At 63.1% G+C, this 11,752-nt stretch carries 10 protein-coding genes; 7 read left to right on the top strand and 3 right to left on the bottom strand.

Annotated features, from left to right (window positions below; genetic code table 11):
- Window positions 1-156: 156 nt before the first annotated feature.
- Entirely contained in the window at window positions 157-936 is a 780-nt protein-coding gene (locus tag HCZ87_RS09930; RefSeq protein WP_167643599.1) for an SDR family oxidoreductase, read from the bottom strand.
- A gap of 228 nt (window positions 937-1,164) precedes the next feature.
- On the opposite strand from HCZ87_RS09930, the gene HCZ87_RS09925 reads away from it, so the two are divergent.
- From HCZ87_RS09925 to HCZ87_RS09895, 7 genes are all read left to right on the top strand, one after another.
- Entirely contained in the window at window positions 1,165-2,172 is a 1,008-nt protein-coding gene (locus tag HCZ87_RS09925) for a Hint domain-containing protein (RefSeq protein ID WP_167643598.1), read from the top strand.
- 96 nt (window positions 2,173-2,268) lie between these two features.
- Window positions 2,269-3,681 (top strand): pentapeptide repeat-containing protein, encoded by a 1,413-nt coding sequence (locus HCZ87_RS09920; RefSeq protein WP_167643597.1) that lies wholly within the window; start codon window positions 2,269-2,271, stop codon window positions 3,679-3,681.
- A gap of 51 nt (window positions 3,682-3,732) precedes the next feature.
- Entirely contained in the window at window positions 3,733-5,343 is a 1,611-nt protein-coding gene (locus HCZ87_RS09915) for a peptide chain release factor 3 (RefSeq protein WP_167643596.1), read from the top strand.
- A 45-nt stretch (window positions 5,344-5,388) separates the two neighbouring features.
- Window positions 5,389-6,138, top strand: coding sequence for a hypothetical protein (locus tag HCZ87_RS09910; protein ID WP_167643595.1), 750 nt, complete (start codon window positions 5,389-5,391; stop codon window positions 6,136-6,138).
- A 4-nt stretch (window positions 6,139-6,142) separates the two neighbouring features.
- Window positions 6,143-7,099 carry a glycosyltransferase family 2 protein gene (locus tag HCZ87_RS09905; RefSeq protein WP_167643594.1) on the top strand — a complete coding sequence of 319 codons (957 nt, stop codon included), beginning with the start codon at window positions 6,143-6,145 and terminating at the stop codon, window positions 7,097-7,099.
- Between the two features lie 183 nt (window positions 7,100-7,282).
- The gene (locus HCZ87_RS09900) at window positions 7,283-8,776 is read left to right on the top strand and encodes a DEAD/DEAH box helicase (RefSeq protein ID WP_167643593.1); all 1,494 of its coding nucleotides are present in this window, start codon (window positions 7,283-7,285) and stop codon (window positions 8,774-8,776) included.
- Between the two features lie 178 nt (window positions 8,777-8,954).
- The gene (locus HCZ87_RS09895; RefSeq protein ID WP_167643592.1) at window positions 8,955-9,131 is read left to right on the top strand and encodes an RSP_7527 family protein; all 177 of its coding nucleotides are present in this window, start codon (window positions 8,955-8,957) and stop codon (window positions 9,129-9,131) included.
- A 165-nt stretch (window positions 9,132-9,296) separates the two neighbouring features.
- Here the strand turns inward: HCZ87_RS09895 and HCZ87_RS09890 are convergent, their stop codons facing one another.
- The gene (locus HCZ87_RS09890) at window positions 9,297-10,964 is read right to left on the bottom strand and encodes a ribonuclease J (RefSeq protein WP_167643591.1); all 1,668 of its coding nucleotides are present in this window, start codon (window positions 10,962-10,964) and stop codon (window positions 9,297-9,299) included.
- On the bottom strand, window positions 10,961-11,743 hold the full coding sequence (locus tag HCZ87_RS09885; protein ID WP_167643590.1) for a type III pantothenate kinase: 783 nt from the start codon (window positions 11,741-11,743) through the stop codon (window positions 10,961-10,963). Before HCZ87_RS09885 ends, HCZ87_RS09890 begins: the two co-directional genes overlap by 4 nt.
- Window positions 11,744-11,752: the final 9 nt, after the last annotated feature.

Raw genomic sequence — 11,752 nt, 5'->3', positions numbered from 1 at the left:
CTTTCAGCTCCAGCTCCGACAGGCGCGCCATCACGTCAGCCTCAAAGGCGGCGGCGTCAAACTGCGCCTGCGCGGCGCCAAGAAGCGCCGCGAGGTATCGGGTCTTTTCCCGATTAAACAGTTGATCCTTCAGCGAAAACGCCTCTGCCATCGGGATCAGATCGTCATATTGGTGGCACCGCCATCCAACAGGATATTCTGCCCGACGATAAAGCCCGCATGCTGCGAACAGAGGAAGGCGCAGGCGGCGCCGAATTCCCCCCGCGTGCCATAGCGGCCCGCCGGGATGCTGGCGGCGCGCTGCGTCTTGGCTTCCTCGATCGAGATCCCCTGCGCCTCTGCCACGCCGCTATCGAGCGAGACCGCCCGGTCGGTGGCATGGATGCCCGGCAGCAGGTTGTTGATCGTCACGCCCTTGTTTGCCACCTGCCGCGCGGTGCCGGCGACATAGCCGGTGAGCCCGGTGCGCGCCGCATTGGACAGACCCAGCGCCGGGATCGGCGCTTTTACGGATTGCGAGGTGATATTGACCACCCGGCCCCAGCCGCCAGCCATCATGCCGGGCAGCAAAGCCTTCATCAGAGCAATGGGGGTGAGCATATTGGCGTCGAGCGCGCGGATGAAATCCTCGCGGTCCCAATCGCTCCAGAGCCCCGGCGGCGGGCCGCCTGCGTTGGTCACCAGGATCTCGACCCCGGCGGCGCGCTCGATCAGCCCGGCGCGGGCCGCCTCATCGGTGACATCGCAGGCGTGGGTTTCCACGCGCACGCCGAAACGGTCGCGCAGATCCTGCGCTGCGGCCTCCAGCGCGTCCGCGCCGCGCGCGTTCATCACCAGATCGACGCCCGCCTCCGCCAGCGCCTCGGCGCAGCCCAGGCCCAACCCCTTGCTCGATGCGCAAACCAACGCGCGCTTGCCGCGAATACCCAGATCCATGTCCACTCCTCCAGTTGCTGTTGTCTCTCGTTGCCCTGTACCTGACACTTGTGGTCGGGCTTTTCCAGATGCCCTACCCCGCATAGCCCGGATTTTTGTCGATCTCCGCCCGGATCTTGCCCAATTGTGAACCTACTGTTTACCTAAACCTGACCAGACTTGCCGCAGCCGCCCGGGCACGCTATCGCCTGAGGCACCCCCGCACCCCAAGACCAGAGGCCAATTCCCGTGACCCGCACTGCCTGCGCTGTTCAATCTGTCCCGGCCTACCAGGCCACGCAGATCTGCGTGGAATTTGGCGTCAACGCGGGCGATCCCTTTGGCGTGTTTGACGATCTGGTGATGGATGACATCTATGAGCTGAGCCAAGCGCGCGCGCCGCAACGGCTGGGGCTGATGGCGCGGCCCGACGGCAGCTTTCAGGTGCATCGCGACACCGCGCTTGGCCAGCCCGGCGCCACGCTGCATCTGGATTGCGCGGTGACGCTGATGCCCGATCAGGGCGACAGCCTGGAGGCGCTGGTGCTGGTCGAGGTGGATGGCGAGGGCATGATCGCAGAGGTCTATCTTGTGCCGCAAGCGCCGCTGGCGGCGCAGTGCGGCTATCGCCTGGTCTCGGCCCGGCGCGACAGCGCGCGACAGGTCATGGCGCAGATGGCCTGCGTGTCCTTCACGCGCGGCACCCATATTACGCTGGGCACCGGCGCGCAGGTACAGATCGAGGATCTGAACCCCGGCGACCGGGTGCTGACCCGCAACAATGGCGTGCAGGAGGTGCGCTGGATCGGCCAGACCACCACCCGCGCGGTGGGCGACATGGCCCCGATCCTGATCCGCGCCGGGGCGCTCAACAACGCCCATGACCTGCTGGTCAGCCCCGAACACCGGCTGATGGTCTATCAGCGCTCTGACGAGATCGGCGTCGGCAGCGCCGAGGTGCTGGTGCGCGCCCGCGATCTGGTCAATGGCGACACGGTTCTGGTGCAGGACGGCGGCTTTGTCGATTACTTCCAGATCCTGTTTGACCGCCATTATATCATCTACGCCGAAGGCATCGCCGCCGAGAGCCTGCTTCTGGACCCGATGACCCAGCCCGCGATCCCGCCGGAGCTGCGCCCCCACCTGGCCCAGGGCCAGATCCACGGCGCGCGCAGCGATCACGGCGTCGAGGTCAGCCGCACCCTCATCGACCGCCCCGACCTCGTAGACCTCCTGCGCCGCGCCTCCCTGCGCTGAACTGCGACAGCCGATGCGAAGAAGGTCCAGGCCAAAAGCGCTTGACCTCCGCCCTTTGAAACCGCCCTATCAGATCAAACCGGGTGCGGAGCGAGCATGGCGAACAAACAACATATCGAGTGGTTGAAGGAAGGCCGCGAGGCCTGGAACGCCCGCCGCGAGCGCGACGATTTTGTGCCTAATTTTTCGAAGGTATCTACAGCCGCCTTCGTTCGGAGTGATGAGGATCGCGAAATAGTTCTTTGGCCGAACATTGACTGTTACGGTTACAATCTGCGTGGCGCAAACTTCGCACATAGCCGACTCTACCACAGAGTTTTTTCCTATTGCGATCTCAGGCAGGCAGACTTGCGCTACGCACATTGCGACTATAGTCATTTTGAGGGAGCCGACCTGAGTCAAAGCCTTTTGGACAACGCTAGCTTTGCCGCAGCGTATCTATTCGACGCTAGTTTTCGTGGAGCAAGTCTGAGAGGGACAATACTCCAGACCGCAACACTTCGCGGTCTCGACGTCCGCGAGACGGACCTGAGACAAAGCAAGTACCTCAACAAGAACCGATATCGCGAAATGCGCGGCAACGCGGGTACCCTGCTGCCAGAGCGCCTGCCCTTCCCACATGACATTTGGGGCGATGATCCTGTCACCCCCTCCGCCGGGGAGGCCCTAAACGCGCCGCTCGTGCGCGCCGCCTCATATGATTTTGACGTGAACGAACACGGCGTCTCCGCCAAGCTCCCCGAGGCGCATGCGGTCCCCCGCGCCGCATATTCCGCCGACGGGCTGAACCGGGCGGAGGCGCTCACCACCAGCGCGCAGTTTCTGGCCCAGAAGAGCGGCAATGCACTGAGCGAGGACGCCAGGGAAAACCTGCGCGCCTATACGGCGCATCTGGTGGAGAATGACATTCCCAACCCGCACACGCTGAATTTCCTCGCGAGCGGCCTCAAGGCAGAACTCGACGACCCCTATGTCGTTGACGGTTATAGCAAAAGCCTGAAATCCCAGCTTCAGAGTTTTGTCGAGCAACATGACGCCTATCTCGCCGAGTGCATCCCCGCCGCCGCCGAAGCGATTGCGATCAAGGAGAGCGCGGAGCTTGCGCGGGAGGTCACCACGGAAGAGGCCGCCGCGATCCTCGACAAACTGGACCGTGCCATCAGCGAGGCGGAGGCCGCAACCGACAGCTATATGGCGGCGGTGCAAGGGCTGCGGGAACATGACGCGGTGCTGGAGCGTTTTGAGCTCCGAGCGTTGACGCCGAACGACAGGGAAAAGCTCGCCCGGATGGTGAAACATCAAACGGTTGAGCGCGCCACCTTCGTTGAGCGCCTCTATTGGCGTGCGAAACAAGTGGTTGAAACCGTGCGGACCGTCGGCGGCGATGTTGCTATCGCCGCGACCGTCAGCGGAAAAACACTGCCACAGATGGCCCAAACCATTGTCACCGAATTGCACCCCCTGATGCAGTGGCTACAGGAGATCCTGCCCGGCCTGCCTCCGGTCTGAGCTGCAAAATCCCGATTGTCTGGCGCCCGAAATCGCGCTAACGCACTCCCTATGTTGGACACCGCACAAAACCGCCCCAAATTGCCGCCGGAAATCGCGCGGCGCCGCACCTTTGCGATTATCTCGCACCCGGATGCGGGCAAGACCACGCTCACCGAAAAATTCCTCCTTTACGGGGGCGCCATTCAGATGGCCGGACAGGTGCGCGCCAAGGGCGAGGCGCGGCGGACGCGCTCGGACTTCATGCAGATGGAAAAGGACCGGGGCATCTCTGTCTCGGCCTCGGCGATGTCGTTTGACTTCGGCCCCTATCGCTACAATCTGGTGGACACGCCCGGCCACTCGGATTTCTCCGAGGATACCTATCGCACCCTGACGGCGGTGGATGCGGCGGTGATGGTGATTGACGGCGCCAAGGGCGTGGAAAGCCAGACGCAGAAGCTCTTTGAGGTCTGCCGTCTGCGCGATCTGCCGATCCTGACCTTCTGTAACAAGATGGACCGCGAGAGCCGCGACACCTTTGATATCATTGACGAAATTCAGGAAAACCTCGCCATTGACGTGACCCCCGCGAGTTGGCCCATTGGGGTCGGGCGCGATTTTATCGGCTGTTACGATCTGCTGCGCGACCGGCTGGAGCTGATGGACCGCGCCGACCGCAACAAGGTGGCCGAGAGCATCGCCATTGAGGGGCTGGATGATCCGAAACTGGCGGAACATGTGCCGGCGCATCTGCTGGAAAAACTCCTGGAAGAGGTCGAAATGGCGCGCGAGCTTCTGCCCGCGCTGGATCCGCAGGCGGTGCTTGAGGGCCATATGACCCCGATCTGGTTCGGCTCCGCGATCAACTCCTTTGGCGTCAAGGAGCTGATGGACGGCATCGGCACCTATGGGCCGGAGCCGCAGGTGCAATCCGCCGAGCCGCGCAAGATCGCGCCGGAGGAAACCAAGGTTGCGGGTTTTGTCTTCAAGGTGCAGGCCAATATGGACCCCAAGCACCGCGACCGGGTGGCCTTTGTGCGTCTGGCCTCGGGCCATTTCAAACGCGGCATGAAGCTGATGCATGTGCGCAGCAAGAAGCCGATGGCGATCTCCAACCCGGTACTGTTTCTGGCCTCTGACCGCGAGCTGGCCGAGGAGGCCTGGGGCGGCGATATCATCGGCATTCCCAACCACGGGCAGCTGCGCATCGGCGACACGCTGACCGAGGGCGAGGCGCTGCGCGTCACCGGCATCCCCTCCTTTGCGCCGGAGCTCTTGCAAGGGGTGCGCGCGGGCGATCCGATGAAGGCCAAGCACCTGGAAAAGGCGCTGATGCAATTTGCCGAGGAAGGCGCCGCCAAGGTTTTCAAACCCTCGATCGGTTCCGGCTTTATCGTCGGCGTTGTCGGCGCGCTGCAATTCGAGGTGCTCGCCTCCCGTATCGAGATGGAATACGGGCTGCCGGTGCGGTTTGAGGCCAGCCAGTTCACATCGGCCCGCTGGGTGCATGGCGACAAGGCCGCGGTGGAGAAATTCGCCGCCGCCAACAAGCAGCACATCGCCCATGATAACGACGGCGATGTGGTCTATATGACGCGGCTGCAATGGGACATCGACCGGGTGGAGCGGGATTATCCCGACTTGAAACTCTCGGCGACCAAGGAAATGATGGTGTCCTGAACCGGGGCCCCTTCAGCCCCCGGAGCACAGGGGCGGTGACAGCATATGGATTTGGCATCCGAGATCTATCCCGGCGGCTACTATGAGCTGATGCGCCGCCTTGAGCAGCGCCAGGCTCCGTTTCGCGCGCCGCTGGCGGTGTTGCCCGAGGCGGATGCGGATCTGGCGCCGTATTTCGAGCGGCTGACCGATGGCAGCGCGGCGCTGCCCGAGGGGGATCGCTGCGACGCGCCCAAGAAGATGCAATCGCTGCGCCAGCAGCTGCATGGCGCGCCCGAGGTTCTGGCGCTGCATGCCATGGTGATCGCCATCCTGCGCCGCAGGGAGCCGCCGCCGGAGGCTGTTGCGCTGTTTATGCGGCTCTGGCGTGACCATGGCGCGCGGCTTGCGGCACTTCTGTCGGCCCGCTGGATGATCGCGGCGGCCACCACATTTGCCGATCATGGCGAGACCATGGATCAGCGACTGGGCGGACAGGGGCTCTCCTTGCTGTTTGACCTGATCAAGCTGCACGAGAGCGAGCGGCGCTTGTCCGGCCGCCCCGCCAGCAAACCCTTTCGCCGCAGGACCCCCGCCGAGATCGAAGAGCCGCTGGCCTTTGATCTGAGCCCCTATTCGCTGCGCACGGGGGATCTGGACAAGAACATGCTCGCGCGACTGTGGCGTCACGCCGAAGCGGATGCGGTGCTGCGCCCCCTGGGCTTTGCCATGTTGCGCATGGTGATGAGCGACGAGCGCACGGTTTTTGCCCGCATTCAGAAATTCAAGAAACGCGACCGCTGGTTCGAGGACTAAACCGATGGCAAATCCGACAAAATGGGGCCTGGTCGCCACGCTCAAGGCCGGCGCCGAGGAGATCCTCGCCTTTGCCGCCTGGCATCTGGAGATGGGGGCGCATCGGCTGTTCCTCTATCTCGACGCGCCCTGCCCGCGCGCCCTGCCACATCTGAAAGCCCATCCCAAGATCCGGGTGATCGAGACCGACGCCGCCCATTGGGAAAAACGCCGGGGCCGCATCCCGGAGAAACATCAGGTCCGCCAGAGCCTGAACGCCACCCGCGCCTATCGCCGTCAGGCCAAGGATCTGGACTGGCTGATCCATATGGATGTGGACGAATTCCTGACCGCCGAGAGCTCCATCGCGGCGGCGCTCGGCGCGCTCCACAAGGACCGGATTTGCGCCCGGGTGAGGCCGCTGGAACGTCTGGCGGGATCAGAGAGCCACTATAAGGCGCGCATCCCTCCCGGCCCCGATCAGGAGGCAATCGCCGCGCGGCTTTACCCCCGGTTCGGCCCCTATCTGAAGGGCGGCTTCATCAGCCATGTGCAGGGCAAGCTGTTCCTGCGCACCGGGCTGGACGGCGCCGGGGAGGATGTGGAGATTCGCATCCACAATGCCTTTGTCAACGGCGAGGAAAACCCCGGTCCGGCGGAGCTGGCGCAGGTGGATCTGTGCCATCATCACAGCAACGACTGGGACCACTGGATGCGACACTACCGCTATCGGCTGGAGAAAGGCTCCTACCGTGCCGATCTCGCCCCGGCCCGCAGTCGCGACATGGGCGGCGTCACCCTGCATGAGCTGCTGTCGCAGGTCGAATCCCTTGAGGGCGAGGCCGGTCTGCGCGTCTTTTTCAACGAGGTCTGCGCCGACAGCCCCGATTTGCGCGCCCGGCTGGAGGCCGAAGGCCTGTTTCGCAGCCGTCGCCTGCCGCTGTCCCAAGCGCGGGCGCGACAGTTCCCCAAATTCGGCTGAACTGTTCCCGAAAAACTGCAAATCTCCGTGAATGGCGGCAAAGACACGCGATCATTTGACCATATCACGCATTTTTGCTATGTGCCGCCCATCCGGGGACGCTCTGCATGGGCGGAGGTTCAACTGATACCGGATTACAGACACACGCGCGGGCCAGGTCAGTGTCCGCAAAAACGGACGCATATGATAAAATTTTCCGATCTGAACCTTAATCCCAAGGTCCTCAAAGCAATTGAGGACGCAGGATACGAGACTCCGACACCGATTCAGGCGGGCGCGATTCCCGCCGCATTGGAAGGGCGCGATGTCCTCGGGATCGCTCAGACCGGCACCGGTAAGACCGCCTCTTTCACGCTGCCGATGATCACCCGTCTGGCACGTGGCCGCGCAAGGGCGCGCATGCCGCGCTCGCTGGTGCTCTGCCCGACGCGCGAACTGGCGGCACAGGTTGCCGAAAACTTCGACGTCTACGCCAAACATGTAAAACTCACCAAGGCGCTGCTGATCGGCGGGGTCTCCTTCAAGGAACAGGACGCCGCCATCGACCGCGGTGTTGACGTTCTGATCGCCACCCCGGGCCGGCTTCTGGACCATTTCGAACGCGGCAAGCTGCTGCTCACCGGTATCGAGATCATGGTGGTGGACGAGGCCGACCGGATGCTCGACATGGGCTTTATCCCCGATATCGAACGCATCTTCTCGCTGACGCCCTTCACCCGGCAGACGCTGTTCTTCTCTGCCACCATGGCGCCGGAAATCGAACGCATCACCAATACGTTCCTCTCCGGCCCCGAGCGGGTGGAGATCGCCCGTCAGGCAACGACCTCCGAGACCATCGAACAGGCTGTGGTGATCTTCAAAGCCTCGCGCAAGGACCGCGAAGCCTCGGAGAAACGCAAGCTGCTGCGCGCCCTGATCGACGCCGAGGGCGACGGCGTGAAAAACGCGATCATCTTCTGCAACCGCAAGACGGATGTGGATATCGTCTCGAAATCGCTGAAGAAATACGGCTATGACGCGGCCCCCATCCACGGTGACCTGGACCAGAGCCAGCGCACCAAGACGCTGGACGGCTTCCGCGATGGCAGTCTGAAAATCCTCGTGGCCTCCGATGTGGCGGCGCGCGGTCTGGATGTGCCCTCGGTCAGCCATGTGTTCAACTTCGACGTGCCCGGCCATGCCGAAGACTACGTGCACCGCATTGGCCGCACCGGGCGTGCGGGTCGTGACGGCAAGGCGATCACCCTCTGCACCCCGCGCGACGAAAAGGCGCTCGCCGCCGTCGAATCGCTGGTGCAAAAGGAAATCACCCGGATGGAGAGCCCGGTAAAACCGGCGCCACGCCGCGCCGCCGCTGCCGAGGCCACGACCGAAGAGGGCACCACCAAGCCCAAAGCCAAGCCCACACGGCGCAGCCGCAGCCGCACGTCCGAGGCCCCCGCCGCCGAGGCTCCGGCACCGCAACAGCCGCAGGTCGAGGCAGCAGCCCCTCCGCAAGCGGCCGAGCAGCAGCCAGCATCCCCTGCGGAAACACAACAGGACAACGCGACCTCCTCCGGCAAATCGCGCAGCCGTGGGCGTCGCGACGACAATCGCCGCAACGACAAGGTCGTGGGCATGGGCGACCATATGCCCAGCTTTATCGCCCTCAGCTTCGCAGAGCGCCGCGCCGGCTGATCCAAAGCCAACACAGATTGAAAACCGCCCTGTCCCCGTGACATGGGCGGTTTTTTTGTGCCGCCCCCCTTTCGCCGCATTGCAGCAAAGGCATAGCGGCCTTGCCAAGTTCTGCGATGTGCGCCGTGGCGAGACAGGCTATGTCAGGGCAACTCTTATTTGGTTCCAAGGTGACGTTATGGACAACAACAACTCCGCCCCTCTCCTGAGCGACGAAATCAGCCGCATCGAGCGCGAAGCCTATAAAATGCGCGCCGAAGCCTATTCCGCCATGTTCGCAGCCCTCGGCAATGTGATCCTGCGCGTCGCAAAAGCCCCGGCCAAGCTGCTCCGCCGCTCGCACGCGACCGCCTGAGCCGAACGCAGCGCGTCAACACGCGCGTGGCAAACAAAAACGCCCGGACCAGATCGGTCCGGGCGTTTTGTTGTTTCTGCACTCACATTTTCATCTTTTCCGAAATATCCCGGGGGTGAGGCCCCAATGGGGCCGAGGGGGCAGCGCCCCCTCCCCTCGCGTGCCTTAACGCATACGGCTGACAACCACGGTGACCTCGGGTTTTTTACCGATCTCTGCCTGCGCGCTCTGGCGGGCGACGCGTTTCAGCTCTTGTTCCAGCTTGTCGTCATCCTTCAACGTCTTCTTGCCGGCGCGCATCAGGAATTGGTTCAGATCCTCTTCCATGACCTCCACCAGCGAGGCATTGGACATCCCGGTTTCGGCCAGACCTTTCAGATCGACCCAGGGTTCGCCAAGCGGTTCGTCATCCTCGTCGAGAATCGCCGTCACCACGATATGGCCGTTCAGCGCCATGCGGATCCGGTCGCGCACGATGCCATCCATGGCGCCAACCTTGACCGAGCCGTCCAGATAGGTGCGGCCGGTGTCGATATATTCGGCAATGCTCGGTGCATCGCCGGTCAGGTCCAGCATCATGCCGTTCACCGCCACGATGGAGGCCAGGCCCTTGTCGGCCCCCAGACGCGCGTGACGACGCAGGTGGCGGTGTTCGCCGTGCATGGGGATCAGCATCTTGGGCTTCACGATGTCATGCATGCGCTCCAGATCCGGGCCGTTGGCATGGCCGGACACATGATAAAGACCAGAGCTGTCATCGACAACATCAACGCCCTTTTCAGAGAATTGGTTGATGATCCAGATCACGCCCTTTTCATTGCCGGGAATGGTCTTGGAGGAAAACAGGAAGAGATCGCCCTCTTTCAGCTCCATGCCCCGGAACTTGCCGCGGGCCAGCTGCGCCGTGGCGGCGCGGCGTTCACCTTGCGATCCGGTGGTGATCAGCATCAGGTTTTCGCGCGGGATCTCGCTGGCCTCTTCCGGTTGCAGCACCTTGGGGAAATCGGTCAGCACCCCGGTTTCGATCGAGGCTTCGATCATCCGGCGCATGGCACGGCCCAGAAGCACGATCGAGCGACCGGCACGGTCGCCCGCCTCGGCCAGGGTTTTGACCCGCGCCACGTTGGAGGCAAAGGTGGTCGCCGCCACCATGCCCGTCGCCTCCGAGATCAGCTTGGTGATATTGTCGCCAAGTTCGCTCTCGGAGCGGCCCGCATGGGGCGAGAAGACATTGGTGGAATCGCAGACCAGCGCCTTGACGCCATCCTTGGAAATCTCGGCCCAGAGCTCGGGATCAAAGGCCTCGCCCACGATGGGGTTCTCGTCCAGTTTGAAGTCGCCGGTATGCACCACACGGCCTGCCGGGCTGTCGATGACCAGACCGCCGCTTTCGGGGATCGAATGCGAAATCGGCACCGCGCTCACCGAGAAGGGCCCCAGTTTGGTGACCTCGGGCCAGGGCGAAATCGTCACCACCCGGTCGGGGTCATGGCCCTGCTCTTCCATCTTGCGCCGCGCGATATTGGCGGTAAAGGCGCGGGCATAGACCGGCACGTTCAGCCGGGTATAGAGATGCGCCACGGCGCCGATGTGGTCTTCGGGGGCATGGGTGATAAAGATGCCCTCCAGCTGGTCGACGCGCGCCGCCAGCCAGCTGATGTCGGGCATGATAAGATCCACGCCGGGCGTGGTGTCCATATCCGGGAAGGCAACGCCCAGATCCACCAGGATCAGGCGTTCCTTGCCCGGCTCACCATAGCCGTAGACATAGGCATTCATGCCAATTTCACCCGCCCCACCGAGGGGCAGATAGATCAAACGTTCACTGCTCATACTTGAGTACCGATATCCTTGTTATAGTCATGGATGAGCCTCAGACCTTGCATGGTCAGGTCATCCTCATATGCGTCAAAAAGCTCTGCTGTCTGCTGGAAGAGTGGCGCCAGCCCGCCGGTCGAGATGATTGTCATCGGCACATCGGCCTCGGCGCGGATCTGGGTGCAGATCTCGCGTACCAGGCCGACATAGCCCCAGAACACGCCGGATTGCATGCAGGCGACGGTATTGGTGCCGATCACAGTCTGCGGTTTCGAGATATCCACATGCGGCAGCGCGGCGGCGGCGTGGTGCAGCGCCTCCAGGCTGAGGTTCACGCCCGGTGCGATCACCCCGCCCACATAGGCGCCATCGGCGGCCACCACGTCAAAGGTGGTGGCGGTGCCGAAATCCACGACGATCAGATCGCCGCCGTATTTGTGATGGCCCGCCACCGTATTGACCAGCCGGTCCGGCCCCACCGTGGTGCCTTCGTCCACCCGCACCGCCACCGGCAGCGCGCATTCGGGTTTGCCCACCACCAGCGGGCGGGTCTGAAAATAGCGATCCGCCAGCACCCGCAGGTTAAAGACCACCCGGGGCACGGTGGAGGAGATGATCACATCGGTGATCTTGGCGTGGATGCCTTGCAGGTTCATCAGGGTCGAGAGCCAGACGTAATATTGATCCGCCGTGCGCTGCCACTCGGTCGCGGTGCGCCAATGGCCGAGCATCTGTTCCCCGTCCCAAATTGCAAAAACCGTATTGGTGTTGCCGCAGTCTACCGCCAGGAGCATCAGCGCTGC

It is taken from the genome of Phaeobacter sp. HF9A (assembly GCF_011806385.1).
Classification (GTDB): Bacteria; Pseudomonadota; Alphaproteobacteria; order Rhodobacterales; family Rhodobacteraceae; genus Epibacterium.
This window is presented reverse-complemented; position numbering and strand designations above follow the sequence as displayed.

Bases quoted from the DNA above. Each gene is read 5' to 3' on its own strand.
- HCZ87_RS09930 (WP_167643599.1), bottom strand. From the start codon at position 936: ATGGATCTGGGTATTCGCGGCAAGCGCGCGTTGGTTTGCGCATCGAGC.
- HCZ87_RS09920 (WP_167643597.1), top strand. From the start codon at position 2,269: ATGGCGAACAAACAACATATCGAGTGGTTGAAGGAAGGCCGCGAGGCC.
- HCZ87_RS09915 (WP_167643596.1), top strand. From the start codon at position 3,733: ATGTTGGACACCGCACAAAACCGCCCCAAATTGCCGCCGGAAATCGCG.
- HCZ87_RS09910 (WP_167643595.1), top strand. From the start codon at position 5,389: ATGGATTTGGCATCCGAGATCTATCCCGGCGGCTACTATGAGCTGATG.
- HCZ87_RS09905 (WP_167643594.1), top strand. From the start codon at position 6,143: ATGGCAAATCCGACAAAATGGGGCCTGGTCGCCACGCTCAAGGCCGGC.
- HCZ87_RS09900 (WP_167643593.1), top strand. From the start codon at position 7,283: ATGATAAAATTTTCCGATCTGAACCTTAATCCCAAGGTCCTCAAAGCA.
- HCZ87_RS09895 (WP_167643592.1), top strand. From the start codon at position 8,955: ATGGACAACAACAACTCCGCCCCTCTCCTGAGCGACGAAATCAGCCGC.
- HCZ87_RS09890 (WP_167643591.1), bottom strand. From the start codon at position 10,964: ATGAGCAGTGAACGTTTGATCTATCTGCCCCTCGGTGGGGCGGGTGAA.
- HCZ87_RS09885 (WP_167643590.1), bottom strand. From the start codon at position 11,743: ATGCTCCTGGCGGTAGACTGCGGCAACACCAATACGGTTTTTGCAATT.